The sequence below is a fragment of the uncultured Alteromonas sp. genome (genome assembly GCF_963976965.1).
Taxonomy (GTDB): domain Bacteria; phylum Pseudomonadota; class Gammaproteobacteria; order Enterobacterales; family Alteromonadaceae; genus Alteromonas; species Alteromonas naphthalenivorans.
This window is the reverse complement of sequence record NZ_CAXBMP010000016.1, coordinates 20,702-46,843: the sequence shown is the minus strand read 5'-3', so window position 1 is coordinate 46,843 and position 26,142 is coordinate 20,702. Positions and strand designations below refer to the sequence as shown.

Annotated in this window: 23 protein-coding genes; 11 read left to right on the top strand and 12 right to left on the bottom strand. The window is 42.9% G+C overall.

Features of this window, described 5'->3' with window-relative positions; genetic code table 11:
- Positions 1 to 57: 57 nt before the first annotated feature.
- The 3 genes from AAC006_RS13145 to AAC006_RS13135 form a co-directional block, all read right to left on the bottom strand.
- Complete coding sequence (locus tag AAC006_RS13145; RefSeq protein ID WP_339349148.1) at positions 58 to 1,350, bottom strand: amidase; 1,293 nt, start codon at positions 1,348 to 1,350, stop codon at positions 58 to 60.
- Positions 1,351 to 1,521: 171 nt separating this feature from the next.
- Positions 1,522 to 2,085 carry a DUF924 family protein gene (locus tag AAC006_RS13140; RefSeq protein WP_339891610.1) on the bottom strand — a complete coding sequence of 188 codons (564 nt, stop codon included), beginning with the start codon at positions 2,083 to 2,085 and terminating at the stop codon, positions 1,522 to 1,524.
- A 195-nt stretch (positions 2,086 to 2,280) separates the two neighbouring features.
- The gene (locus AAC006_RS13135; RefSeq protein WP_057792570.1) at positions 2,281 to 3,138 is read right to left on the bottom strand and encodes a MurR/RpiR family transcriptional regulator; all 858 of its coding nucleotides are present in this window, start codon (positions 3,136 to 3,138) and stop codon (positions 2,281 to 2,283) included.
- A 424-nt stretch (positions 3,139 to 3,562) separates the two neighbouring features.
- On the opposite strand from AAC006_RS13135, the gene AAC006_RS13130 reads away from it, so the two are divergent.
- On the top strand, positions 3,563 to 4,192 hold the full coding sequence (locus AAC006_RS13130) for a CPBP family intramembrane glutamic endopeptidase (RefSeq protein ID WP_057792568.1): 630 nt from the start codon (positions 3,563 to 3,565) through the stop codon (positions 4,190 to 4,192).
- A gap of 166 nt (positions 4,193 to 4,358) precedes the next feature.
- Positions 4,359 to 5,663: a mechanosensitive ion channel family protein gene (locus tag AAC006_RS13125; protein ID WP_339891608.1), complete on the top strand. Its 1,305-nt coding sequence runs from the start codon at positions 4,359 to 4,361 to the stop codon at positions 5,661 to 5,663.
- Between the two features lie 125 nt (positions 5,664 to 5,788).
- Here AAC006_RS13125 and AAC006_RS13120 read toward each other — a convergent pair whose 3' ends face one another.
- Together AAC006_RS13120 and AAC006_RS13115 are read right to left on the bottom strand one after the other, a co-directional pair.
- Entirely contained in the window at positions 5,789 to 7,075 is a 1,287-nt protein-coding gene (locus tag AAC006_RS13120; RefSeq protein ID WP_339891606.1) for a DUF3080 family protein, read from the bottom strand.
- Entirely contained in the window at positions 7,062 to 7,901 is an 840-nt protein-coding gene (locus AAC006_RS13115) for an SDR family oxidoreductase (protein WP_339891644.1), read from the bottom strand. Before AAC006_RS13115 ends, AAC006_RS13120 begins: the two co-directional genes overlap by 14 nt.
- A gap of 592 nt (positions 7,902 to 8,493) precedes the next feature.
- On the opposite strand from AAC006_RS13115, the gene thrS reads away from it, so the two are divergent.
- The 4 genes from thrS (at position 8,494) to rplT (ending at position 11,742) form a co-directional block, all read left to right on the top strand.
- The gene (gene thrS / locus AAC006_RS13110) at positions 8,494 to 10,410 is read left to right on the top strand and encodes a threonine--tRNA ligase (protein ID WP_159531032.1); all 1,917 of its coding nucleotides are present in this window, start codon (positions 8,494 to 8,496) and stop codon (positions 10,408 to 10,410) included.
- 98 nt (positions 10,411 to 10,508) lie between these two features.
- A complete protein-coding gene (gene infC, locus AAC006_RS13105; RefSeq protein WP_126873690.1) occupies positions 10,509 to 11,057 on the top strand; it encodes a translation initiation factor IF-3 in 549 nt (182 codons plus the stop codon).
- Positions 11,058 to 11,170: 113 nt separating this feature from the next.
- The gene (gene rpmI, locus AAC006_RS13100; protein ID WP_012518091.1) at positions 11,171 to 11,368 is read left to right on the top strand and encodes a 50S ribosomal protein L35; all 198 of its coding nucleotides are present in this window, start codon (positions 11,171 to 11,173) and stop codon (positions 11,366 to 11,368) included.
- Between the two features lie 17 nt (positions 11,369 to 11,385).
- Positions 11,386 to 11,742 carry a 50S ribosomal protein L20 gene (gene rplT, locus AAC006_RS13095; protein WP_013784592.1) on the top strand — a complete coding sequence of 119 codons (357 nt, stop codon included), beginning with the start codon at positions 11,386 to 11,388 and terminating at the stop codon, positions 11,740 to 11,742.
- A 100-nt stretch (positions 11,743 to 11,842) separates the two neighbouring features.
- Here rplT and AAC006_RS13090 read toward each other — a convergent pair whose 3' ends face one another.
- Complete coding sequence (locus AAC006_RS13090) at positions 11,843 to 12,790, bottom strand: hypothetical protein (RefSeq protein WP_339891602.1); 948 nt, start codon at positions 12,788 to 12,790, stop codon at positions 11,843 to 11,845.
- Positions 12,791 to 13,016: 226 nt separating this feature from the next.
- Complete coding sequence (locus AAC006_RS13085) at positions 13,017 to 14,471, bottom strand: undecaprenyl-phosphate glucose phosphotransferase (RefSeq protein WP_013784590.1); 1,455 nt, start codon at positions 14,469 to 14,471, stop codon at positions 13,017 to 13,019.
- Positions 14,472 to 15,193: 722 nt separating this feature from the next.
- On the opposite strand from AAC006_RS13085, the gene AAC006_RS13080 reads away from it, so the two are divergent.
- From AAC006_RS13080 to AAC006_RS13060, 5 genes are read left to right on the top strand one after another with little or no spacing between them, the layout of a single operon-like run.
- Positions 15,194 to 16,396, top strand: a complete 1,203-nt coding sequence (locus AAC006_RS13080; protein ID WP_339891599.1) for an outer membrane beta-barrel protein — start codon at positions 15,194 to 15,196, stop codon at positions 16,394 to 16,396.
- Positions 16,393 to 16,941: a polysaccharide biosynthesis/export family protein gene (locus tag AAC006_RS13075; protein WP_232043559.1), complete on the top strand. Its 549-nt coding sequence runs from the start codon at positions 16,393 to 16,395 to the stop codon at positions 16,939 to 16,941. Before AAC006_RS13080 ends, AAC006_RS13075 begins: the two co-directional genes overlap by 4 nt.
- Before the next feature lie 30 nt (positions 16,942 to 16,971).
- A complete protein-coding gene (locus tag AAC006_RS13070; RefSeq protein WP_339891598.1) occupies positions 16,972 to 19,188 on the top strand; it encodes a polysaccharide biosynthesis tyrosine autokinase in 2,217 nt (738 codons plus the stop codon).
- A gap of 7 nt (positions 19,189 to 19,195) precedes the next feature.
- Positions 19,196 to 19,924: a CpsB/CapC family capsule biosynthesis tyrosine phosphatase gene (locus tag AAC006_RS13065; protein ID WP_339891596.1), complete on the top strand. Its 729-nt coding sequence runs from the start codon at positions 19,196 to 19,198 to the stop codon at positions 19,922 to 19,924.
- Positions 19,911 to 20,684: a VpsP family polysaccharide biosynthesis protein gene (locus AAC006_RS13060; protein ID WP_339891595.1), complete on the top strand. Its 774-nt coding sequence runs from the start codon at positions 19,911 to 19,913 to the stop codon at positions 20,682 to 20,684. The genes AAC006_RS13065 and AAC006_RS13060 overlap by 14 nt, the downstream gene beginning before the upstream one ends.
- Positions 20,685 to 20,701: 17 nt before the next feature.
- On the opposite strand, the gene AAC006_RS13055 is transcribed toward AAC006_RS13060, so the two are convergent.
- The 5 genes from AAC006_RS13055 to AAC006_RS13035 all read right to left on the bottom strand — a co-directional run bounded on the left by AAC006_RS13055 (position 20,702) and on the right by AAC006_RS13035 (position 25,927).
- A complete protein-coding gene (locus tag AAC006_RS13055) occupies positions 20,702 to 21,112 on the bottom strand; it encodes a hypothetical protein (protein ID WP_013784584.1) in 411 nt (136 codons plus the stop codon).
- Positions 21,113 to 21,189: 77 nt separating this feature from the next.
- Positions 21,190 to 22,602 carry an O-antigen ligase family protein gene (locus tag AAC006_RS13050; protein WP_339891593.1) on the bottom strand — a complete coding sequence of 471 codons (1,413 nt, stop codon included), beginning with the start codon at positions 22,600 to 22,602 and terminating at the stop codon, positions 21,190 to 21,192.
- Between the two features lie 64 nt (positions 22,603 to 22,666).
- Positions 22,667 to 23,245: a hypothetical protein gene (locus tag AAC006_RS13045; RefSeq protein WP_339891591.1), complete on the bottom strand. Its 579-nt coding sequence runs from the start codon at positions 23,243 to 23,245 to the stop codon at positions 22,667 to 22,669.
- Between the two features lie 115 nt (positions 23,246 to 23,360).
- A complete protein-coding gene (locus tag AAC006_RS13040; RefSeq protein WP_339891589.1) occupies positions 23,361 to 25,304 on the bottom strand; it encodes an EAL domain-containing protein in 1,944 nt (647 codons plus the stop codon).
- Positions 25,301 to 25,927, bottom strand: a complete 627-nt coding sequence (locus tag AAC006_RS13035; RefSeq protein ID WP_339891642.1) for a transglutaminase-like cysteine peptidase — start codon at positions 25,925 to 25,927, stop codon at positions 25,301 to 25,303. The genes AAC006_RS13040 and AAC006_RS13035 overlap by 4 nt, the downstream gene beginning before the upstream one ends.
- Positions 25,928 to 26,142 lie beyond the last annotated feature (215 nt).

Below are 26,142 nucleotides of genomic sequence, written 5' to 3'. Positions count from 1 at the left end.
TCCATTTGTTATTTGGCCAATGCAACCTTGTATATTCAATAAGCCTAGTATGACCAATTAATTTGCTGTCAGTGCTTTCGCTAGCTTAATGAGTGCAAGATCGCTGCCTTTTTTGCCTACCAGTGATAAACCACATGGGGCATTTTGTAGGGTAAATAGCGGCATATGAATTTGTGGAAGCTCTGCTAAACCTGCAATTGAGGTAAGCGCCAGCAGGGCATTCCTATCGTTCGCTAATGTTTCTTCGTCAGCATCACACCGGGGTGCAATACCGGGGGTAGTGGGTATCAATAATACGTCTACAGTTTCAAATAAGCTGTTTATGTATTCTTGAAACGCCACTTGCTGCTTCTTGGCTTCTTCAACTTCCTGTTCAGAAATCGTTTCGCACCAATTTAGTCGAAGCATTATATCGTGAGCAATGTCAGGGGATGTATCTGTTATCCACTGGCCATGCTGTTGCCAAATTTCAGCGCCTTGTAATACGCGAAAAGTCGCGGCAGTATTCAGTGCCGATAAATCTAATTCGTGTTCGGTAATCGGGGTAATAGTAAAACCCGCATTGTCGCTATCTGCTTTTTCATTAAGTGTTTCTAACCATTTTGTGGTCAAAACACCGTGTTTAGCACTTTGTAGTAAGTGTTGAACGGCACCAATTCGTACTAAGCTTATATTTGAGTCACCGTTGGCTACGTCGGTTTTATCTGCACCGATTTCGTTTTGCGGAGCATCAACTAAACAAACTTGGCTGACTTTCTCTAGGGTGTCGAGATCGCGAGTCATCCAACCTATGGTGTCGAAAGACGGTGCCAACGCCACCATGTTGTCACACGGTATAGCATTATGGGTAGTACGCAGCCCCCACAACCCTTGATAGCTGGCAGGAACGCGAATAGAGCCACCTGTGTCTGTACCCAAACCAATATCAGCTAAATGTGCCGACACAGCAACGGCTGAACCTGAAGATGAACCGCCAGGAATGTGCGCAGGTGCAATGGGGTTAACCAGCTGCGGATAATGTTTATTTTGACCGTGAAGGCTATAAGCCAGTTCATCGGTAATTGTTTTACCTTTAAATGTCGCGCCTGCATCAAGTAATTTTTCAACTGTGCTATTGGTGGCCGTTGGCACAGAGTGCGTCGCCAACCAATCGGGATTCCCGGCTGCGGTTGGTAGCCCTTTAATGTGAAATAAGTCTTTTACCGCTAAAGCATAGCCCTTCAAGCTAATACCAGTTAGTTCGCCAGCTGTTGGTGTGGCACTGGCTACAGCAGAATCTGGTCTAGAATCTGAAGCGCTTTCAGCGTTTATTTTATTGTCAGCAGGGATCGAAACAAAAGGAGAAGACACGGCACATTCGCAATAGTGAAAAATATACCTCCATGAAACAATCGTTTCTCTTTGTTGTCAAGTGAAACGTTTGTTACTGGCGTGTTATATGCAACTGGCGTGTTATATGCAATATATGCAATATATGCGATGAGTTATAGGCACTGTGTGATATGCAGTGAGATATATGCACTAGAACCGGCTACCAGGTTGACTGAGGAATAATTCCTCTTCTTTAGTGCTTGTTCTGCCTAACACTAAGTTTCGGTGAGGATAACGGCCAAATTGCTCAATAATGCGTAAGTGTTTCAACTCGTAATCGTACTGCTGTTCTAACCCTGGAACCGCAAAAAGTTGAAGTGCAACATCATGTATAGCCAAAGATTCGCTATGCATAAATGGCATGTACAAAAATATACATTGCTGAGGCGTAAGGGTTTTATCGGCCTCAACACTCACCGCTTCTTGGGCCAATACTAAAGCCATGGGGTCTTGCGAGAAAGCGTGAGGAGTGTCTCGGTATATATTTCGTGAAAACTGATCAAGCAATAAAATTTCCGCTAACCGGCCTGAAGGCGTAGCTCGCCAAGGCCATAGTTCACCTTGTGATGCAGCGCGGTGCAAGGTTAAAAATTGCGATGCGATAGTACGATCAAGAGCGGAGTCTTGAGTAAACCACTGGGAAGGGGTGAGTTCATTAAACCAAAATGCTAAAACTCTGCTAGACTCTTCTATAACAAGGTGGGATTTATCCATTTCAACTCCAACATCAAATGCTTGGTTGCCTTACTTACGGGAGAACAGCGCAGTTGTCTCTTTGTACCTCGTGTGGCAACACGAATTGTTATACGTGCTTATTTAGTAATTCGATCTTTTATTCTTGCTTAAAAAGCAACCAATTAAAAGTAGTTAATACTACTTTGCATGTTATTTTAAATCGTACTTTACATACTACTTTCGCTCGGAAGGCTCTAATTCATCCAGGTCGCCATACAGGCTAGTAATGGCCTTAACACGCTTTGATGCGCTGTCGCCCAAGGCAGAATACGTAAAGTTACATAGGGTAGACACCAAGCTCATTGGGGCAGCATAACTGTCGAATGGTGCGTAGTTATCTACCTGTGAACTTAAATGATTGCCTAAATGACATACCAATAAATGCTTTACGTTATCTCGGTATACTTGCCCGGTAGGGTCGGTGATAAGAATGGTTTGGCAATGAGATAGGGTATGTAACACATGTTTAAACTGGCGAGTGCGCCTACGAAACCCAAACAATACCACTACATCATCTTTACCTAAATCGACTAAGTCTTCCCCTAAGGTTTGCCCAGGTTGAGGCAAAAGCCTTACCGAGGTGCGAATTTGCTTAAGTTGTTGACGAAAATGCAGCGCTAATGGATAAGCGTTTCTAAACCCGATAAGTGTAATTTGTTGCGCGTTTGCCAGCTTTTCAGCAATGGCAGTAAGGGTAGCAATATCAATATTGTCGAAGGTTTGCGAAATATTATTCAATTCTTGTTCGTGCTGAAGAACCGCTGTGGTGCTAGGGCTAACAGGCACGCCCTGTTCGCGTAGGGTAAGCAACGTATTTTTTGCTTCTTGATGCGACTCAAAACCAAGCTGACGAAAAAAGCGACTTACCGTGGCTTTCGAGGTGTTGGTTTGTTCAGCAATATGAGAGGTTGATTGGGTAACAACCGCAATAGGATTGCGCTGTAAATACTGAGCAATAGTTTGGCCTGATGGCGATAAAGACGCGTAATGCTTCTCTATTTGCTTAATAACATCGTTCGAATTTTTGGCCATAGGGAATAATCTTCAACTGCTCAGTGTGTGTCGCGTTCTTTTGGGTTGGCAACTATATTGATGCTTTTTAGCAAATAACAACATTACCCTGAAGGAAAATTACCGTGAAGGAATAAATTTCAGCAACAGTGCTTATTTGTGTGTTATTTATACACACGAAGTGAGCGTTTATTGCGTGTTAATAAGCAAACCGCAACCGCCGTACCTTCGTCACATACCATCGTCACGTGCCATCATGTTCTATTCTCACACTTTATTCCACTGCCAGAAATTCAAAAAACACGCTGCGTTTTAGTAACTTACTTATTTACGCCTAATGTATAACGCCGCAACGTAAGACTTCTATGCGAATTGGCACTATAATTTCATTATCTTTTTAAGTTCACATTTCTGTCATCAATTTGCAATTAAGTAGGGGTTGTTCGTGGTAAAGCTATGGTCTGAATTGATCATCTTGTTCGTTGCACTGCCCATTGCCGTTCTTTACTGGATTAACCACGTTGCCGACTGGCTTATGCCTATTTTGGCGATCGTGTGCTTGTTTTGTTTATGTGTGCTACTGGCCGACAAACAATTCCAACGAATTCGACTATGGCATTGGGAAGATTACGGCCGTCATTTAAAAAGTACTCTTAAGCTTTTTTTACCATGGGCAAGTTTGCTTGCGCTGTGTGTTTATCTCATTAAGCCTGAGCTTTTTTTACATTGGCCGATTAACGAGCCATGGATGTGGGTAGTCACCTTATTGGTGTACCCCGTGGTGTCGGTTATTCCCCAAGAAATTATTTTTAGAACCTTCTTTTTCCATCGATATAAACGCATTCTACCTTCACGTAATGCGCGTTGGATTTTAAGTACCTTTGTTTTCGGTTTGGCGCATCTGATTTACGGCAATTGGGTGGCGGTTGTTATATCGTGGTTTGGTGGTGCTATATTTGGCTATCGTTACATGCAAACAAATTCAACACCCATAGTGGTAATAGAACATGCTATTTGGGGAAGCTTTTTATTCACCATTGGCTTGGGCTCATATTTGGTGGTAGCTGGACCATAGCGTAAATCAGTGCATGAAAGTGTAAACCAGTACACAAGCCTATGCGTATCCTATCTGTAAATATGCTAAGTAGTATTAGTGACAATTATTAGTTACAAGTTAACTTGGTGAAGCTTATATTGTTTGGCTTCACCCGTGGTAAGTAACCTCATTTCAAGGAGCGAAGGTGGGCATCATCAATTCTTTAACGGCTTTTTTTAACCTAGTCGATTTCTCTCTAACAAAGCTCGACGTAACAAATTTCATTCTAACAAACATATTGCCCTTAGCTTTATTGGCAGCAGATACAGTTGCGCCTTCCTCTGGGGTAGAAAACTTTACCGAAGCCCAGTCGGTGCTATTAGATTTATGGCATGGCTTTTTGTATCGCTTACCCGGCCTTGGTGTAGGCTTGTTAATTATGGCGCTGTTTATTATTGCAGCGGGCCCGCTATCCCGGTTGCTGCTCAAGCCGTTTTCTTTCTCTTCGCTGACCCCGTTAATTAAGTCGGTAGCGCAACGTTCTATTAGCTTGGTTATTATATTGCTTGGGGTGTATTTATTCCTGTTTATGGCAGGTTTAACGGGCTTTGCGGTGGCGGTTATAAGCGGAACTGGCGTAGTAGGGTTAATTCTTGGTTTTGCCTTTCGTGATATTGCCGAAAACTTTATTTCTAGTTTATTGCTTACCATTCAAAGACCATTTCGAATAGGCGATATTGTTGAGATAAACGAGTTTACGGGCATTATTCAAAAGGTAACGTCGCGTGCCACTACCATGGTCGATTTCGACGGCAATCATATTCAAATACCTAACGCGACAATTTACAAAGGGGTGATTAAAAACCTAACCGCCAACCCACTTATGCGCGGTCATTTTGTATTGGGAGTAGGGTACGACGCCGATATTCGTAATGCACAGAATTTGGCAGTTGAAATAATATCGGGCCACGCAAAGGTACTTAAAGATCCTGAACCCCAAGTGTTAATAGATAATTTGGGGGCATCCACTTACAACTTAAAAGTGTATTTTTGGGTGAATGTTGAAGACACCAGCGTGCTTAAAATGTCGTCGCTGCTTATGCGCCAAATTGTAGGGCGTTTCACTGAAGAAAATATTAGTATGCCAGATGATGCCCGCGAACGTGTTTTCCCCAATGGGTTAGCCATAGTGTCTAATCAATCGGTTAGTAAAGAAGATACAATCAATGAAGCCAGCGGTTTCACGTCGCTAAATAAACCCTTTTGTGAAAGTAAAAATACCGAATTAGCAGGCAGCAAAAAGCCAGCCTTAGAAATAACAGGTAAACCTGTAGAGAATAATGCGTCTTCATCGAGTCTTGCCGCATCTAAATCGCAGACCAATACATCGGATAATAGTGCTAATTCAGCGCTTGAAAATGAAAACGAAGACGTTAGCAGTGAGGCCGAAGATATTAGAGAGCAAGCGAAGAAAGCCCGCGACCCTGAAAGCGGTGAAAATATTCTTTAGCTTACTTAAGATACCGTCAGTACAAGGGTGTTGAACGTTCATAACGTTTAGCCGCATTGGCTAAGCTATGCACATTAAATAATGCCAGGTTAATCTGTACCACGCTACAAATGTGATAAGTAAAGCTAGGGCGCGGTGGGTGATAAATTGCAGCGACCTAGAAAGTCTTGCCATAAGGAAACATGGGCTTTCATTGTGGCACTGTATTGTACAAAATTATCAATAGCGTGGGTGCGTATGTGCGCTTTAAAGGGGGCGCTTAACGCGGCGTTTTCTGCCCATTGTTTCCATAAAGGTTGTAGCTGGTAGTGGTAACTATTTAGCGTGCTCGCAATGGGTTGAATTTCTTCTATAAAGTACAAGTAAAACACATTTCGAAGAATGGTGGCTTTGTCGCTTGTTACACCATTTTTGCACTGTACGCTGTTTAGCGCAGGCGCTAACACTTGGTTCAGTGAAACTAAGCGGTTGTGCAATATAGCTTGTGTTTGCCATAGCTTTGCCGGAAGCCGGGAAGACGCAATAATCTGTAATTGTTGCTCAAGCTCGCCGCTGTCGCTCGCGCTAACTTCAACGTTAACTTTATCAATCTTTTCAACAATGTTAGCGGCTTCAAAATTAGCGCCTTCAAAATTAGCATCTTCAAAACTAGCATTAGCAACGCTACCATCGCCTGCGCTTTCATGAGTCGCTTGAAGTTTACCTTCAACAACACTTTCATGCTTCAATGTTTTTGCTAAGCCATTGATAAAGTTAAGCGCATTAACCGATGCCTTGGCATCTTTATTTTCACTTGCCTGTAATGGCGCCCCCGCCATGCTTAGCCCTAGTTTCATCTCAGTACTGGTTTGCACTACCTTTGCCCACACGCTTTGATATTGAGTTTGCTTTTGTTTACGCCATTCCGCCACGGTACTAGCAATGGGGTTATCAGCGGCCTGTAGCCTAGCTTCGCAATTTGCCAATACGTTCAATAGGCGATGCTCGTACTGTAGACGCTGTGAAGGTAACTGTGTTTTACCCAAGGCCGTGTTTCTTTCAGCCACTATTCGGCCAAGTTCGCAATCTTGTATGGCGTAGAACTCTCGTATATTAATATTCAACGGGTTCACGTTGTTGCCAAGTTCAGCAAGTGTTGGGTAGGTGTGAGAAGGCAGGGCGATATTGCTTGCCGCCACAAATGTGCTGTCTGGCGAAGCCTCTTGTGACAAAGCCTCGTGTGTTAAAGGCTTATCCAGCACCCTAGACAAACGGGTGGTGTACTCATCCATGGTGTCATCAATGCTAGGCGCACCAAAGCACCCTTGTAATAAGCTAACCGCCATCACAACGCTAACTAGCCGCATGGTTTTTCCAGCAATCACGTTTGCAGCGTAGCGGTTCGCTTCATTAACGTACTTATGCCGACGCATTCGTGTGTAGGCTTCTTCCACCATCCACATAAATAATTTGCCCCGTAATATAATTAGCTGAAATTAAAAATGTTGCGGTGTTTGCTATATCTTCAGGCGAGCCAAGCCCGCCCAATGGAATACTATCGAGTAATCGTTGCTTTTGGTCGTGCTCCAATTCTCTTTCAGGCCATAATATAGCGCCTGGTGCAATACCATTTACCCGCACCTCGGGTGCCATTTCAACCGCCAGTGAACGAGTAATAGACGCCAACGCCGTTTTAGCAAGGCCGTACACCGTATGGTGCGGTAGTGGCCGGTCTATGTGCATATCAACCATATTGATAATACAGCCGTTGCTTGCTTTTAAAGTAGGCCATAACGCTTGCGACAAAAACAAAGGGCCTTGTACGTTACTGCCCACTAATGCTTGCCAGTCGTTGGCAGAAATGTCGCCAAGGGGAGTAGGGTAAAAGCTAGATGCGTTATTAATTAATACATCAATGCGGGCCTTAGCTTTCACACTTGAATCAGCCTCCGGGTTCGAATTGGCATGCACTGTGTTACTGCCCAACGAAAAAGCGTCTGGTGCAGTGGCTTGTTCAGCTAGGCGGGTAATATCCTCTAACTTACACAAGTCGGCCTGTAAGCAAATAGCACTATTAGGCCGTTCGGCATTTAATGAATTCACCAATGCGTTAGCGTCTTCTGCTGAATGGCCGTAATGTATAATTACACGATAACCTGCACTATGAAGGGTTTTTGCCATGGTGGCACCAATGCGTTTCGCTGCACCGGTTATGAGCGCAACCGGCGAATTTTCTTCAAGCGCTAATTCGGTAGCCATGTCTGCATTTGCGGCTTCATCTATAGTGTTATTGGCAATTTTTGGTTCGTTAGGCATTGGCAGGCACTACTCCATTGTTCGTTTTTTTATTCAGCGTAACTTTTTATTCAGTATAACTTTTTGCTCGGTGTTACTTTTGGCCTAGCTTGTTTGCAAAAGCCCGTTTGAAAAAGCTCGTTTGCATAAGCCTGTTCGCATAAGCGTGCTTACATAAGTTTGATTGCACAAGTTTGACAGCATTTCCAACAATTTAAAGATAAGAATAAGTAAGCTTTGCAGCCGCTGGTGGAATATTTCACGTGTTGTTTATACCCCGTAAGCACAAAATATAGCCCGCAAGGCACCGAAAATAAGCTTGCCCATTGCATGTGTGTTTACAGCCGTTATAATCGCCCATCGATAATTGTTTATACCGCCAACCCAAGTATGTGTGTTGGCAAAGAGTAAACGGTTATAAGGCTTATATGGTTTATATAGCACTTTCAGCCTATGTAATGAATATAACAACTACGCGTAAACACCAAAATGAGTGTTTTTATAATTAAAGATGCAAGTGGCGCAGAGTAGGCGTCACCACTGTAAAGGATATATCATGCCAGTAATTACCCTTCCTGATGGAAGCCAGCGCGCTTTCGACCAATCAGTTTCTGTATTAGATGTTGCCAACGATATCGGCCCAGGTTTAGCGAAAGCGACCATTGCGGGTAAAGTGAATGGCGAATTGGTAGACGCAGTTGACCTTATTGAGTCAGACGCTCAACTACAAATCATTACCGCTAAAGACGAAGCAGGCTTAGAAATTCTTCGTCACAGCTGCGCGCATTTGTTAGGCCATGCTATTAAGCAACTTTGGCCAAACACCAAAATGGCGATTGGCCCTACTATCGACAACGGTTTTTACTACGATGTTGATATGGAAGAGAGCCTAACTCAGGAAGATATCCAAAAGCTTGAAAAGCGTATGCTTCAACTAGCTAAAACTAACTATAACGTGGTTAAAAACAAAGTTAGCTGGCAAGAAGCTCGTGATGCATTCGAAGCACGCGGCGAAACTTATAAAATGGAAATTCTAGACGAGAACATCAGTCATGATGATCGCCCAGGGTTATACCATCACGAAGAATACGTAGACATGTGCCGTGGCCCTCACGTGCCTAACATGAAATTTTGCCAAAACTTTAAGCTTATGAAAGTAGCCGGTGCATACTGGCGTGGCGACAGCGACAATAAAATGTTGCAACGTATTTACGGCACAGCGTGGGCTGACAAAAAGCAACTTAAAGCATACTTGCAGCGCCTAGAAGAAGCAGAAAAGCGCGACCACCGTAAAATTGGTAAAGCGTTGAACTTGTTCCATTGGCAAGAAGAAGCGCCGGGCATGGTGTTTTGGCACAACGATGGTTGGTCTATTTACACCGAGCTTGAAAAGTTCGTGCGTGAAAAGTTACGCGACTACACTTACGACGAAGTAAAAGGCCCATTAATGATGGACCGTTCGTTGTGGGAAAAATCGGGTCACTGGGAAAAGTACGCCGAAAACATGTTCACTACCGAATCAGAAAAGCGTGAATATGCTATTAAGCCAATGAACTGCCCAGGCCACGTTCAAATATTTAACCAAGGCTTGAAGTCTTACCGTGACCTTCCGTTGCGTATGGCTGAGTTTGGTTGCTGTCACCGTAACGAACCTTCTGGTGCGCTACACGGTTTAATGCGTGTTCGTGGGTTTACCCAAGACGACGCTCATATTTTTTGTACCGAAGAACAGATCCTAGAAGAAGTAAGTGGCTGTATAAAGATGGTGTATGAGACTTATGCAGCATTTGGTTTTGAAAAAGTAGCGGTTAAACTATCTACTCGCCCTGAAAAGCGCGTAGGCAGTGACGAAATTTGGGATAAATCGGAAGCAGCATTAGCCGAAGCACTTAAAGCCAACGATATTGAATTCGAATATCAGCCAGGTGAAGGTGCGTTTTATGGCCCTAAAATTGAATTCACATTGCACGATTGCCTAAATAGGGCGTGGCAGTGTGGAACGGTTCAGCTAGATTTCTCTATGCCGGGTCGTTTAGGTTCAACTTACGTAGCTGAAGACGGCGAACGTAAAGTGCCTGTTATGATCCACAGAGCTATTTTAGGTTCATTAGAAAGATTTATCGGTATTCTTACCGAAGAATTCGCTGGCTTTTTCCCGCTGTGGTTAGCCCCTCAGCAGGTGGTAATTCTAAATATTACCGATAGCCAAGGCGAATATGCACAGGAATGTGTAAAAAAACTGCAAAAAAGTGGATTTAGAGCAAAGTCGGACTTGAGAAATGAGAAGATTGGCTTTAAAATCCGCGAGCACACTCTCAAGCGTGTTCCGTATATGCTAGTAGTAGGTGATAAAGAGATGGAAGCTGGCGAAGTAGCGGTACGCTCTCGCAGTGGCGACGACCTAGGCAAAATGAGCCTGGAATCTTTTATTGCCATGGCAAATCAGGAAGTGGCAGAAAAGACCATTAAGTAGTTTGAGGGTTTTCGTGTATACTACACGACGGTGTTTGCTTACCAGTACTGAACATTATCCAGATGGTAAGCAAACAGAAGAATTAAATGTTTGGAGGAATGCACATTAAAGGCGCTAATAACAAGGCTCAGGGCGACAAAGCCCGCATAAACGATGAAATTAAAGCCAAAGAAGTTCGCTTAATTGGTAAAGACGGTGAACAAGCCGGCATTGTGACGTTAGCAGAAGCGACGAAACTTGCTGAGGAAGCCAGTCTTGATCTAGTAGAAATCAGTCCGAATGCTGAGCCGCCAGTCTGTAAAGTTATGGACTATGGCAAATTCCTCTTTGAAAAAAGTAAAGCTCAAAAAGAGCAGAAGAAAAAACAGAAGCAAATTCAGGTCAAGGAGATTAAGTTCCGCCCTGGCACTGATGAAGGCGATTACCAGGTAAAACTGCGCAACCTGCGTCGCTTTCTTGAAGGTGGTGATAAAGCCAAAGTTACGATCCGTTTCCGCGGACGTGAAATGGCGCACCAAGAGATCGGTATTGAACTTCTTAACCGTGTTAAAGCGGATTTGGAAGAGATTGCTGTGTGCGAGTCTTTCCCACGTCGTGTGGAAGGCCGCCAAATGATCATGGTGCTAGCCCCAACTAAGAAGTCGTAGTGGTCTAAAAGTTTTTGAGGTACTGCAATCTCAAAACACCCTGCGGCTAAACATTAACCGACAACCGGTAACTGCATACCCAGCGTCGATATTAACAATGCGGAGTTTTAGCAATGCCTAAAATGAAAACTGTAAGCGGTGCCGCCAAACGTTTTAAGAAAACGGGTTCTGGCCGCTTTAAAAGCAAACAGTCTCACTTACGTCACATTTTGACTAAGAAGAGCTCTAAGCGTAAACGCCACCTTCGTGGCAAAAAACTGGTTCATGATTCTGATACCAAATTGGTTCAGCGCATGTTGCCGTACGTATAGACTTAGGAGACTGATTAATGGCTAGAGTAAAACGCGGCACGGTAGCACGTGCACGTCACAAAAAAGTCCTCAAGCAGGCAAAAGGTTATTACGGTGCTCGTTCACGTGTTTATCGCGTAGCGGTACAAGCCGTAACTAAAGCTGGTCAATATGCTTACCGTGACCGTCGTCAGCGCAAGCGTCAATTCCGTCAATTGTGGATTGCACGTATTAATGCTGCTGCACGTCAAAATGGTATGTCATACAGCCGTTTCATTAACGGTTTGAAAAAAGCGTCTGTTGAAATCGATCGTAAGATCCTTGCCGACATCGCTGTACATGACAAAGCGGCTTTCAGCGCACTAGTCGATGCGGCTAAAGGCGCATTAGCTTAATTATTAACTAATTAAGTTTAAGTTCTTTCGGAAAAAGGCGAGCAGGATGCTCGCCTTTTTTCGTTTCTGGCGTTTATGAAACGCTATGTTAGCTTTTAACTTAGTAGGGCACGGTTAAATTTATCCCTTCGCTCATATAAATATCGTCATAAGCCAAACCCCCATTGCCATAAGGTTGCTTAAGTGGCCCTGTATTACAGTTAGCCAAAAAGTAAATAAGCGGTAACTCCCGCTTCATTCTAAAATTGGCATTTTCGTAAACTAACGACTGGCTTGAAAATTCGCCGCCTTTTACATAAACACTATATACTTGCCCACCATTTTTAACGGTGGCGTTATTAACCACATACCAAATGCTATACCATTCACCTTCTTGCAAAGGCTTAGCATCTTTGTTGGTGTCAATATTTTTTACATTGGCATATTGGCGGTATTTGTCCTCGCTATCTATTTTAACCATCAGACTACCATTGTTTTTAAAACCGTTAGATTCGGCCTTGTCGGTAACCCGTAGGGTAGGTTCAAACGCGTTGTAACCATGTTTGATTATGTCGGCAGGGCGCATATTGCTTAACCCAAAAGCATGGTTATTAGGAAAGCGCTCAACGCGAATTCTGGTATAAAAAGTGTAAGTTTCACCTACAGGTACTGGCTTGGGCAATGCTTTAAACGAAAGGGCTTTTCTATTGCCTACTACACCATCTGGCGCGGGCTTTTTAATTAGGTAGCCGTTGTTAACACCTAGATCTGAAGTAGGCTCAAGCGCAGGCACAGACGACGACATAGTAGTGGGCGCAGTAGCTGTGGCGACTTTAATTGAATTTGAAGCTGATACTGAAGCTAAATCTGAATCTAAAGACCGAATTTCAGTAATTTGGGCATTCTCTATAAAGGGGATAGTGTTATTTTGCGTGTCTGCTAATTGCCAACCGGTTAGCGTTTTAGTATTAAAAGTATCAATCACCAGCCAAGGCGATGGCTTTTGTGTGGGTAATAAGTAACAAGCAGTGAGTAAAAATGACGTACTAACCAGTAATAGGTACTTCATTACGTGCCTTAAATGTAATAGGTGTTGCTTATTTATACACGCAAGGCACTGAAAACTTCAATGTAAAATAACCACTCAAACGGCCTGAGCGTTGCTGCTGATCTTTGCAATTAACGTTAAACGCGGGCCCAACACTGTAAAAACAAAAAAGCCTCAACACAGGGTGTAGAGGCTTTGTGTATCAAAATTTTACAATTCTGAACTGACTAAATGAGAACCGATAGGGTTAGTAGGCGTTCTTATTCGCCAACCCACCAAATACTGTCATAAATACAATTTTAATATCGAACCAAACAGACCAACGGTGAATATAATCTAAATCGTACTCTACACGTTGTACCATTTTATTGACTGTCTCTGTTTCGCCACGTAGGCCGTTTACCTGGGCCCAGCCGGTAATGCCTGGCTTCACCTTATGGCGTAGCATATAACCGGTAATAAGCTTACGGTATTCTTCGTTGTGGGCTACCGCATGAGGGCGGGGGCCCACAATAGACATTCTGCCCTGCAGAACGTTAATAAACTGCGGAAGTTCATCAATAGAAGAGCGTCGCAAAAAGCCACCAATCTTGGTTAGGCGCGCATCATTCTTGGTGGCTTGTTTAACCACAGCACCGTTGTCTTGCGTTGTCATAGACCGGAACTTATAAACGGTAATTTGTTTTCCATCTAGGCCGTAACGCTTTTGTTTGAAAATAACGGGGCCTTTAGAAGTCAGTTTAACCGCCGCCGCTATGCCTAACATAGGGATGGCTAACATCATTAATATTAAGATGCTTAACACAATGTCTTCAAAGCGTTTTAAAACGTCGCTAGCACCCTGAAACGGGGTGTCGTACACACTTAACGCTTGTACCGACCCAATCGATTGCCAGCGGGCATTAAGCAAGTTATACATAAAGAAGTTAGGGATAATATAAACATTAGCCGTTGTGTCGCTGCACTTTTCAAGAATGTGACGAATACGGTTCTCTGCACTCATTGGCAGGGCAATGTAGATGTAATCCACTTCATTGCGTTTAGCCATTTCAATGGCCGATTCAATATTACCTAGTACTTGATTTTTAAACTCATGAGGTAAGCGGTCTTCGCCTCTATCATCAAACAACCCTAAGAAACGAATACCCAAATGTTCATTTGAAACGATTTGATTAGCCATGTTGTAACCCAACTGGGTTGCACCAATAACAATCGATTTTCTAGAGTTTAACCCGCTGCGGCGAAGTCGAAAAAGAAATTTTCGCATTACGAAGCGCCAAGCCAGTACAACAACAAATGAAGATGCGGCCCACAGTAAAACGCCGGGAGGCGTAATTTTTAAATCGCCAAAGAAAAAGAAACCAAAAGCAGTCGTAGCTAACATACTCAGTGCCCATGCTATAGCAGCTGCACGAAGCATTTCATTCGTTCTGTGACCACGCCAAGAACGATAAAGCTCTACGCATTCACCAGAAAATTGGAAACTTATAACGTAAACAAACAGGAATAGAAGGCTACCAGCCGTTACAGGGCTGTCGTAATAAAATGCTGAAGCGTAATAAAGTAAGGTGACAAGGCATAAATCGATAAGCCTATAAATGGTTGAAAAGCCACTTTGGTTCCTAACTATTAGCCCGCCCGAAGCATTGGGTTCAACCTCGTGAGATTTGAGGACTTGGTTAGGTGCTACTTTATTATCCATGTGTGTATCTCTTTAAAATAAAAAGTCACGCCGACTTCAATTGTCAATAAAGCAAAAGACCACTGCGTTAATTATTAGCTTTAACTTATAGCCAGATAAAGCAAAAAATGTACCGAAAAAGTGAAAAAAAGAAAAATGACATTTGGTGCAAAAACATATACTAACGAAAGGGTGTGAAGATAAAAAACTTGTCACCCGCGAAAAAGCATCAATCCCTGTACTGCTAAAGTATAGTATAAGCAGGTTGTAATTTTATTACAAAACTATTGAAAGCTATTACCCAACTGATATTGTAAGATAACATATAACCATTATACTGCGTGCCAAAGATTTTAAACTTACAGCCATAAAATTAACACTACGTCTTGTATTGAATCATGTATTGAATCGTGTTTTGGATCATGCAGTAAAGCGTTGTTTTTGCTTAACCAGCAAGCCTGTAAGTTAGACACATTGCTGCAATAATTTATCGTTAAGCTAACGGGAATAATTGAATGTGTTGTTGATAAAACGCTAATAAAGCAAAGTGTTTGCACGCGCACTACGCCCTGTATGGCACAGTATTAGCATGCCATCCGGTCAATAGCTGAAAAATTATAAATATCACACTCAAAGCGGTTAAATTAATATATTGGTGTTGTTTTTGTGAGCATTAAAGCTGATGTTGCACTGTTTTACCCCAATGTTTATCTGCATAAGACAAAAAAATTTTAGGAGCGAGTATGTTTAAAAGGACAACAAGCCTTGTTGCACTGTCGGTAATTAGCGCCATATCGAACGCACAAGAGGCTGGCCGTATTGAAGCAGGCCAATTCGACATTATCCCCACTTTCAATACATCCATGAGCTATGTTGATAACGTTGCTTATGCTCGCGATGATGACCCTAAAATTTACAGCTGGCGCGCCACGTTTTCGCCAGAAATTATTGCCGCCACAGAAATTGATGGTAACCCTGTTCAATTTGGCTATCGCCTAGCGCGCGGTGTGTATTTTTCAAGCAGCGCCGACGATTACACCGATCACTTTTTTGAAGCTTCCGGTGAATACGAACTAAATAGCCGTCATCGCCTAAGCGGCACCGCGCAGTATGAAGATGGGCACGAAGACCGTGGTACAGGATTTTCATTAGGTTCAGGCGCCGACATTACTACGCCTGATACCTTTAAAAGTATGTATGCGGGTGGAGAATACAGTTACGGCGCGCTAACCTCAAACGGCATGTTAACACTTAAAGCTAATCGTGAAACTCTCGATTACGACCGAGATGAGCAATCTTATCTTCTCCGTGATCGCGCCACAAATAAAATAGGCGCAGAGTTCGCCTATAAAATTGCCCCAGCAACCGCCTTAGTATTGGACGTAACTAATTCATACGTTCGCTATGATATACAAGAGTCTGCTACCCAAAGCCGAGACAGTGATGTAATGCGTATTTTAGCGGGTGTTAAGTGGGAAAGTACTGCCGCAACAACGGGCTTTGCTAAAGTGGGTTATACGGAAAGAGATTTTGAGTCAGCGACTCGTAGTACTTTTAACGATGTTAACTGGGAAGCGGGTATTGATTGGCAACCCCTTACGTATTCTACATTTCGCTTTACGACCAGTGCCGATACCCGTGAAACCAACGGTGAAGGTAACTTTATTAGTGGCCGAGATTACACAGTGTCGTGGGATCATGAATGGCTTCAGCGCTTAAGCACTACGGCTAGTATTGGTAAATATAGCGATGAATACGTATTAGATGACGAAGGCATTGCTAACCGTGAAGACGATTTAATGCGTTATACCGCTGCAGTAAACTATCAAGCACGTCGTTATTTAAGTTTTTCTCTATACTACACATTAAATGACAGAGACAGTAACCGAGATGCCATTGGTTATGACAGAAGTATAATTGGTTTATCTGCCGAGGTTAGCCTGTGAAGCAAAGTGTAAACAGTATTTTCGCCTTCCTTTTTGTTGTAGTGATGTCGTTCAATGCTCTAGCACAAGAAGGTAATTTGAGCATGAGTCGCTACCAATTGGGCTCCGGTGACAGAATTAGTATAAATGTATTTGGGCAAGACGACTTGTCGATGGAAGTACGTTTGCCCGATGTTGGCACTATTAATTACCCGTTTATGGGGGAAGTTAAATTAGTAGGGTTAACATTAGGCGAAGTAGAGCAGCTTATTTATGAAGGTTTAAAAGGGGATTACTTAGTAAACCCCTCGGTATCAGTAACCATTATCGATTACCGCCCCTTCTTTATAGACGGTGAAGTAAAACGCCCAGGTGGTTACCCTTACCAGCCAGGTTTGTCGGTAAATAAAGCTGCAGCGTTAGCAGGCGGCTATACCGAGCGCGCCGCACGAGACAAAATAACAATAGTTCGAGAAAAAGATGGCACTACACGTAGCTTTACCGTAACGGTAAGCGACATGATTCAGCCCGGTGACATTATTACCGTTAACCAACGCTTTTTCTAATTAGTAAAATTTTCAGGATACAAAAATAACATGGCAGTAAATCATAGGGACGACGTGAATCATGGCGTGCTAGATAGTGAAACTATCGATATTGCACACTATTTTGGCATATTGAAACGCTACGCTTTTCGCATTGTTTCGTTAGCTATAGCATTTACTATATTGGTGGCTTTGCTGGTAATGCGGATGACGCCACTTTATACGTCTTCTACCACTATATTGGTCGATTCTGAAAATGCCAATGTGGTATCAATAGAAGAAGTGTATGGCTTAGACACTAAGCGTAAAGACTACATGCAAACCCAATACGAAATACTACGGTCGCGCCAAATTGCCGAACGTACCGTAGAGGGAATGAATTTACACTTAAACGATAAGTTTATGCCGCCAGCTGAAGGCCCAAGTGCTATCGACTCGCTAATAGACAGTGCAAAAGATATGCTGCCATTTCTACCGCAAGAAGAAGTGGTAGAGCGTACCGAAGCGCAAATTATTGCAGCAAAAAAACGTTCCGCAGTATTCAGATTAATGCGTGCCGTAGAAGTCAGTATGGTTGATAACACCCAGGTAATGAAGATTTCCGTTACTACCGAATCTGCTTCTTTGTCGGCTCAAATTGCCGATACCATAGCCGATGTTTACATCGAGAATTACCTTCAAGCTAAACTAGATATGACAGCAAAAGCAACGTCGTTTCTTACCGAAAGCTTAGAAGGCTTGAAAGATAAGCTAGATATTGCTGAAAAGAACCTATCGCAGTTTTATGAACGTAATCAAGTGGTAAACATAGATGGCGTAGTAGGCCTTGCTGCCGACGAACTAGAGCGTTTAAGCACGCAATTGCTTGACGCACAAACCGCATTAAAGTTAAACGCGGTAATATATCGTCAAACGCGGAACAACGTGACCCTTGAAGACATTGCACGGTTACCTGAAGTTCTGAATCACCCTACCATTCAAGGTGTACGCCGCGACGAAGCGAAAGCTATGACCCGCGTGTCTGAACTTAGCAAAGTTTACGGCCCCAAGCACCCTAAAATGATAGCTGCTAATGCGGAGCTTTCTTCCATTCGCGAAACGTTAACTACCCAAACTCGCGACCTTATTTCTAGTATTACTACTCAATATCAAGTTTCAGAGCAGCGCGTTGCGCAATTGAAACAAGAAGTTGAAGTGGCAAAAGCTGAATTCCGTGGTTTATCTGCGTTAGACAACCAACGTAAAGCTCTTCAGCGCGATGTTGATATTAACCAGCAGTTGTACAATTCATTCTTTACCCGTTTAAAAGAAACCGACGAACTAGGTGGTTTTGAATCGGCAAACGCCAGAATTTTAGATAGCGCTGTAGTGCCATCGGTACCTTCTGAACCGAATAAAAAATTGCTAATTGGGGCGGCTTTTGTATTTAGTATTGGGTTTGGTGTGTTCTTGGCCATTACCATGGAAACCCTTAATAGCGGTATTCGTTCGGTAGAAGATGTAGAGCGTAAGTTAGGCCAGCGTATGTTGGGTTTAATTCCTTGGCTTGCCCATAAAAAGAAAACCAATTTACCTATTCGCACTTATTTCGACGGTAAAAAGCATCAGTTTGCAGAGTCGGTTAGAACCTTACGTACTAGTTTGTCGTTATTGAATTTAGATAAAGATAATCAGGCTATTATGGTTACCTCTAGTGTGCCTAAAGAAGGTAAAACTACTGTGTCTATTAACCTAGCGTTCGCGTTAGGTCAGTTAGATAAAACCATTCTTATAGATGCGGATTTACGCCGCCCAAGCATTGGTAGGCAGTTTAATATTCCTAATTACCAGCCAGGTGTTGCTAACCTTATTCTTAAAACTCACAGTTTCGATGAATGTTTGGTGCGTGACGAACAAGCGAATATCGATATTCTTTCGGCAGGTACAATACCGTCTAACCCACAAGAGCTTCTTGCGGATAAAGGGTTCGATGCGTTAATTAAAGAATTAAAAACCCAATACAAATATGTGGTGGTAGATACCGCGCCTACTCAAGCGGTAAGTGATTCAATGGTAATTGCTAACTCGTGCGACTCTATTATTTACGTAGTACGCGCCGACAGTACCAGCGAAAAAGTGATTAATACTGGGTTGTCTCGTTTCTTACAAGTGGGACATCGCCTTGATGGCGTAGTGCTAAATCAAGTAGACTTACGAAAGTCTGATGTAGCACAGAGGTACGGCGGGTTTTATGATCAGTATGATTATACTAGTCATAAGGACAGCTAATAATTAATTGATAGACCTTCACAGTCATATATTACCTGGCATTGACGATGGTGCCAGAATCATGGCCATGTCGATTGACATGGCCAAACAAACACTTGAATGCGGCGTGACGCATTTAGTTTGTACCCCACATATACACCCAGGGTTCTTCGATAATACGCCCGCTATTATTGAAAACGCGTATAACGAACTTGTGTTAGCGCTTGAACAAGAAAACATTCCCCTTACCTTATCTTATGCCGCCGAGCTTCGTGTCTCGGAGCACATTCCTATATGGATAAAACAAAATGCGGTGCCTTTTTTAGGCCAGATTAACGGCAAAAACGTGATGTTGCTTGAAATGCCTCACAGTCATGTGCCATCGGGAATGGAACCGTTAGTAAAATGGTTATTAAAAAACAACGTGCAACCGCTTATTGCACACCCTGAACGTAACCGAGAGCTATTGCGCGAGCAACACAAGTTTGACTGGTTGCAGCGCATAGGCTGCTGGTTTCAGGTGACAGCAGGCGCTCTTACAGGCCGATTCGGTGAGCCTGTACAGAACTTTGCGTTAAGCTTGCTTGCCAACCAAAGCTTTCATGTAGTGGCTTCAGACACCCATGACACGGTTAGGCGACCTAACGATATGGGTGAGGCATTTGCGGTGGTATCGGCAGTAGACGCAGATTACGCCCAGCAAGTTTTCGTTACTACACCGGGTGAAATAGTAGGGGCACCTAGTGTCGTTATCTAACGTGTATGAGCGTCATCAGTTATTAATAAAACGTGTGGTGCGCACTGTGTTTTTTATCACAGCGGCATGGGGCGTAATATGGAGCGCACAGTTTTTTATATCGGGTAACTATTATTATCGGGTGAACAACCAATTAGAGGCTTGGCAGAATAATCCTGAACGCGTAACCGCTAGCAAAGTAAGCGATGCTATTACTAAAATAGATTCAGCCATTTCCATGTTTCCCAATAACGCGCTTTATTATCAAATGCGTGGCCAGCTTTACGAATGGCAAGCGTTTGTATCTCACAACGCTGATCAAAGCACTGCAGAAAGTGCTGCTGAAAACGCTGCTGAAAACGAGAAGACAAATAGTTTGAAACTGGCCTTTAGCAATTACCAGCACAGCTTATTGCTACGCCCGCTTTGGCCGGCAAGCTGGATAGGGTTAGCATCGGTGAAATGGAAGCGTAATGAAGTAGACGACGCTTTCTATCAATATATGAATAAAGCCATTCAGGTAGGCCCACAAGACGCTATAGTTCACAAATTCATAGTAGAGTACGGGTTAGCGAATTATGCAGCACGGTCGCCTGAATACATTAAGGTTATTCAGCTGTTAAAACACCATATGAAGTTGGGGTTAATAAACCCTCATAGCAGAGACGCAATAGTGCAAAGTATTGCGAGTTATAATGTAGAAGAGCCAGCGTGCCGATGGATGCGCTTGGCCCCTTACCCAGTGAGAAAACGCATTCCCAACTGCATTACTTACGACTAGTAGTATTAAACTAGCATTTAAAACTTACTTTTAAGCCAATCCCACAAGCCTAGTGAATAGTTTTCGAATAAGTTAATACCCAGCCACGATTTTAGTATGTACAGCAGTACCATACCCACCAGTAATGAGAATAGAATAAACAGCGTAAAGCCGAAAGCTAACGTAAGTTGGCCAATTTTACTTTCAATACGGGAAGGATCGCGTTTATCTTTACCGCCTAACAGCACAAAATAAAAACGGCTATGGCCAATGCCAAGAGTGCCGCGTAAGTCTAGCTTATGCTTGCCCCAGCGCCTGCCTGCTAACGCGGTATTTATATGGGTAAGCTGTTCTTCACTAAACGAGTTGGCCACATGCTTGGGCATTCTCTCTAGCATGTGTTTTACGTTGGGTTCTTCCTGAATAGGGTGATTAACTTTTAACACCACGACTGATTTTCCATAACTGAATCCATTAGTAAATACTTATTGAAATCCCTAATTAGGCACTTACAAAAAACCTAACTTTACGGCGTATGATTACGTTTTGTTGATTGTCGAACCCGAATTCGATTACTCATGGCTCCAAGTGCAAGTAGAGTAATAAAGATAGCAGTGTTAGCAGGTGCTTGTAAGGGAAAGTCTACGCTGGTGTGCATTGCCATACCAAAAATAGCCATAAAACACGCAAATGCCGCACCGCGTGGAAGAGGGTGGTGGCGCTGACGAAAAGCATTGAACGCATTAACGCCGCAAATTAATACAAATACGCCCATTAGTAGTGCGCCAATAACGCCAAACTCAATACTAAACTGTAAGTATTCATTGTGAGCATGGTCGTAAAAGTGTTGAATACTCTCACTTTGATATTGGGGATAAACAGTATAGAAGGTTCCGCCACCTGTACCTATTAATGGGTACTGTGTTAACAAAGGCAGTGCATCGGTAACCACTTCATCTCGACTTTCGTTGATTAAGTCGGTTTGCTCTAGGCGTTCTTTCACTTCGTTTAACCCAAACACGCTACTTACAATCATAATGTCGATAACTAGCATACTTATAAATAACGCCACATAGCTTTTTTGTCTAGGTTTGAAATACCACAAACCTATGGCTGCGGTTATTGTCATGCTAACAAAAAACGCCGTATTGCCCATTCGTGAACGCGACATTACCAGTGCAATAACCATAATAATTATGCCAATACGGAACAGCACTTTATTGCCTAGCCAAAACTTAAGCCATTTTCTAAGGCGCTCTCGTTTTGATAGCCCATCGTCATCACCTAAACTGGCAATCAGATACCCTAATGCAGCACTTAATGAAAGCAGCAAGTAGTTTGCAAAATGGTTTTTGTAAATAAAGCTGCCGGTAGCAATGTGCGTAACCGGTTGTTTGAATACTAGGCTGTACTCAATGCCCGATAATACCTCTAGCGACCCATAAATGGCTTGAAATATACCGCTTGCACTAATGGTTATTAACACTAGTTTCAACCGAGACGTTGAGCGCACCAAGGCTAAAACACTGAAAAAAAGCAGGCAATAACAAAGGGATTTTAAAAATACTATTTGGCTTTGGCCAACATCAAAGCTAAGGGGTAACCAACTAGTACCAGGCTGCACATTAGCGTACGCGGGTAAGATCTTTTCTGGCCGTAAATTGGCAATAAGTGAGGCGGGTAGGGGAATTAAGTTTAATAACTGCCAAGCAAGAAACAATATCCAAAGCAGAACAAAAACACGATATTGGCGAACTACAACAGTAACGGTACGAAAATGAAAGGTCATTAACGATGCACTTATACAAAAAACGGAAATTTGCATAAGAGCCCAAGCCCACGGCCTGTTAGCACCTAAAGGAATAGGCAGCCAAAAAAGAGTAAATAAAAGAAAACCGAAAAGAAGCTTTTCGGTTTTTCTATTATTAATACTCAGCATTCACTATCGCCACTTCTTACTACCACTAACGATCACCAACACAGAGTTTAACTATAATACAAACTTAGTTTGCTGAAACCGTGGTATCGCCACCACCAGCACCTGCAGCACCAGTACCTACACCTAATGGAGATACATCGTTGCCAGCAGCCCCTGCCGCAGTAGCAGTAAGTGTTGAGGTATCGATACCTGCATTAATAGCAGCCAAAAGCGCATCTTCTGCACTAATGACACCTGTTTGTAATGCAACGTTATAAATTTCGTTGGCATCTTCTGGAAACAAGATCATGGCTATTGTTACCACATCAGAAGATTGCTCCGGTAGGGCACTAAAGCCAGCAATAGCTAATTCAAAGCCGGTTGCATTATCAACAAGCAGTCCTACCATGCTTTCAAAAGCTGGCTGGTTAGTTTGTAAATAAGGAAGGCTAGCGGCAGGAACAGCCACGCTGCCTTCAGCAAGCACTTCGTTGCTTACGTTTACCGCAGCTTCTTCAGCTGGTGTTCCGCTATCGATAGCAGTTAATAGTTGGTTTCTAATTTGCAAACCTGGAACGCTACCTGCGCTGTCTTGCGCAATAGCCACTGGCGAAATAGCAATAAGCACACTCATTACTAATGAAAAAATAAATCTATTACGCATAATAGTTCCTACTTCGAAAAATTGGTTTGCATACATTGGGTATTGTATACCAAATGAACGCCCGTTGTCTTAGCTTTATTTGCTGTGAAAGCCGCAAACAAACTAGCTACTTAAATTATTTCCCTAAGCGCCAAGCTGTGGGCTTTGCAAAGTGGTAGCCTTGCTGATAAACAACCTGCAGCTTACTAAGTGTGTTACTTTCTAATTCGCTTTCAACCAGCTCGGCTATCACTTTAATGTGTAACCCATTCGCAATACTTACTAAGCTGCTAACAAATAGCTGATTGTCTTTGTCTTCATGAATATCCTTGGTCAATTTGCCGGATATTTTTACAAAATCGGGTTGAATCGCCCTTAACCCGCTTAATGATGCAAGATTGTCGCCAAAATGTTCAATAGTAATGGTGCATCCTGCTTTTTTAACCATATCGCAAAATTTAAGGGTAGCTTCCCTATAATAAATAATGGCAGAGTCTTCAATTTCAAACGCTAATCTGTCGCACAACGACTTGTGTTCAATAAGGTAACCACCAAGCCATTGGCAAAAGTCGGCATTCGCTATTGATGCAGTGGCAATGTTCACCGCCACCGTGTGAGGGGAGGCCATGAGTTTACTGACTACCAGTGACGTTACCAACCTATCTACTTGAGGAATAAGGTGTAGCCGCTCTGACGCAGGAATTAACTGCGACATGGGTATATCGGTATTGGTAGACACGTCTTTAAAGCGCGCGAACCCTTCGTAATAACACGGGGCTTTGTTCTCGGTACTAAAAATAGGCTGTATTAAAATATCGGCATACTGTTGTAACAGAATATTGTTTAGCCTTTCACGCCATTCAGTATTGCTATGAATGTAAGTTAGCTCTGAAGCAAACTGCCAGCCTCTGTCTAACTTCGTTGCCGCTAATAGTGCGCTATCTGCTTTTTCCATTACTTCAGTAAAGCTATTTTCACTGGAATATTTAGCTGCGCCAATCCACGCTGTTTTATCGCCATCTTTAAGAAAATCTATTTTATTCATTTCATCGCTAAGACTTTTCAGTCTTTTTTCGCACTCTTGTTGCGATACTGCTTCCATTAATATGGCAAAGTCGGAGCCCGATACTCTAAAAAGCGTTACCTTATCTGGGAATTGCATGGCGGCCAGTTTCAGTTTTTTCGCAGCCGCGCTAACATATTCATCACCTTCAGCGCCGCCCAGTAAATTATTTACCCGAGCAAGCTGCGTTAACCTAATCAACACCACGTAACCTTCTTCTACCGTAGCTGCGCCACTTAATAGTGCATTCATGTGTCGATTAAAGGCATTTCTATTAGAAAGCCCGGTTAAGCTGTCGCCATACGCAATGGCCTTAAATTGTTCAGCCCGTGCAGTAAGTTCCTTAAACATGCTTTCTACTGCTCTAGACAACTTATTTACGGCTAGCGTGATAAAAGAAAATTCCTTAGTAAAAGGTTGATAGTCAATTTCAGAAAACTTTTGGTTTTGAATATCGCCTATTTTTTGGGTAACAATTTCTAAGGGCTTGGTAATTTGGCGAATAATAACCAACAGCACCAAGTAGGCAATAACAAAGGCAATAAAAAACATTAATGCACTTTGGGTAATGCTATCCCATAGCTTTTCATTCGCAAGGCCTGGGTGGCTTTGTACGGTAAGTTGCCCCGCCATTGTCCAGCCATCGTTAAGTTCGGTATTTTTTACCGGCGGGGTAACGTGTACCGCTTCGGTAAACCAATTTGGTACGGTATCTATTTTATTCGGGTTTTGACGAATAATAAGGGTATTCCCGCTGGCATCTTTAACCGAAATAGTTTGGTAGTAGCCCCTGTCGAATATGGCGTTCACCATGGTTTCAGCTACAGCCTGACCATTTTCTTGCGTTATATAGGGTGCCATGGCTAAACCTAGCGATGTGGCGGTGTCTTGTGCGTGGGTAGCAAGTTGTTCATTCACGTATTCTTTGGTCATTTTTACGTTAATAAAAAAGGAACCGGCGAACACGGCCAGTAAAAAAATAAGTAAGCTAACGCTTAGTTGGGTAGATAATTTCATTGTTCTTGTGTATCTCCGAGCATTACGCTGTTTAAACGATCTATCATGTCGTCCCACATTTTCATGGGGCCGCTGCCTCTTAATTTTCTGCCTGTTCCCATAGACTTCGCCGCCCATAGACCATCACCGTTAAAACTATAAACAGGTGCAAGGTCGCGCCGTTGGTTTGCTGGCAGTATTCGGCGGTTAATATTATCAAGCACTAAAGGAACAGAAGTAGGGCTTGGGTAATAGGCTAACACCATATGAGGTTGGTTTAACTCTAACGCGGTTACATACATAAGCCGAAGCTGCGATTTTGGAATACCAAGTTCTATTAACGAAAAGTATTTGGCAATTGAGTAATCTTCACAGTCGCCAGCGCCCGTTCCAATAAACTCGATTGGCGTGGCCCAGTAATCGGGTTGGCGCCAGTGCTTTAGGTCATCTACAAAGTCGAATCGATTGAAAAAGCGATTCACCTGGTAAAGCTTTTCATCAATATCGTCGTTCTCAATGTTGTTTACTAGTTGTCGCCACTTAGCTACATCTGCCGCACCGGTTTTTCCAAACAGGGCTTCAACTCGGCTGTAAACCTCTTCAGTGAAGAAGTTTTTCTGTTGCGCGATAACCAAGGAAGTCATACCCAAAAACAGCCACGTTAGGGCATAAATACAGGTTCGTCGGTAAGTTTTACGCGCGTAGCGGGTTGTCATGCCAATTGAGCCTTAATGCACCATTATGAGACGAATTTATTAAAATAATAGCTGTAAGAAAACGTTAACCACTTCATAGTATATTAAACATGTGGCAGTAAATTGATAATGTCAAACTTATACAAAAGTTGAAAGTTATTTCA

What these genes read in the sequence shown, in the direction of transcription:
- AAC006_RS13140 (WP_339891610.1), bottom strand. Translation starts at nt 2,085, where the DNA reads ATGGATAAATCCCACCTTGTTATAGAAGAGTCTAGCAGAGTTTTAGCA.
- AAC006_RS13135 (WP_057792570.1), bottom strand. Translation starts at nt 3,138, where the DNA reads ATGGCCAAAAATTCGAACGATGTTATTAAGCAAATAGAGAAGCATTAC.
- AAC006_RS13120 (WP_339891606.1), bottom strand. Translation starts at nt 7,075, where the DNA reads ATGCGTCGGCATAAGTACGTTAATGAAGCGAACCGCTACGCTGCAAAC.
- AAC006_RS13115 (WP_339891644.1), bottom strand. Translation starts at nt 7,901, where the DNA reads ATGGCTACCGAATTAGCGCTTGAAGAAAATTCGCCGGTTGCGCTCATA.
- thrS (WP_159531032.1), top strand. Translation starts at nt 8,494, where the DNA reads ATGCCAGTAATTACCCTTCCTGATGGAAGCCAGCGCGCTTTCGACCAA.
- infC (WP_126873690.1), top strand. Translation starts at nt 10,509, where the DNA reads ATGCACATTAAAGGCGCTAATAACAAGGCTCAGGGCGACAAAGCCCGC.
- rpmI (WP_012518091.1), top strand. Translation starts at nt 11,171, where the DNA reads ATGCCTAAAATGAAAACTGTAAGCGGTGCCGCCAAACGTTTTAAGAAA.
- rplT (WP_013784592.1), top strand. Translation starts at nt 11,386, where the DNA reads ATGGCTAGAGTAAAACGCGGCACGGTAGCACGTGCACGTCACAAAAAA.
- AAC006_RS13090 (WP_339891602.1), bottom strand. Translation starts at nt 12,790, where the DNA reads ATGAAGTACCTATTACTGGTTAGTACGTCATTTTTACTCACTGCTTGT.
- AAC006_RS13085 (WP_013784590.1), bottom strand. Translation starts at nt 14,471, where the DNA reads ATGGATAATAAAGTAGCACCTAACCAAGTCCTCAAATCTCACGAGGTT.
- AAC006_RS13080 (WP_339891599.1), top strand. Translation starts at nt 15,194, where the DNA reads ATGTTTAAAAGGACAACAAGCCTTGTTGCACTGTCGGTAATTAGCGCC.
- AAC006_RS13070 (WP_339891598.1), top strand. Translation starts at nt 16,972, where the DNA reads ATGGCAGTAAATCATAGGGACGACGTGAATCATGGCGTGCTAGATAGT.
- AAC006_RS13050 (WP_339891593.1), bottom strand. Translation starts at nt 22,602, where the DNA reads ATGCTGAGTATTAATAATAGAAAAACCGAAAAGCTTCTTTTCGGTTTT.
- AAC006_RS13045 (WP_339891591.1), bottom strand. Translation starts at nt 23,245, where the DNA reads ATGCGTAATAGATTTATTTTTTCATTAGTAATGAGTGTGCTTATTGCT.
- AAC006_RS13040 (WP_339891589.1), bottom strand. Translation starts at nt 25,304, where the DNA reads ATGAAATTATCTACCCAACTAAGCGTTAGCTTACTTATTTTTTTACTG.
- AAC006_RS13035 (WP_339891642.1), bottom strand. Translation starts at nt 25,927, where the DNA reads ATGACTTCCTTGGTTATCGCGCAACAGAAAAACTTCTTCACTGAAGAG.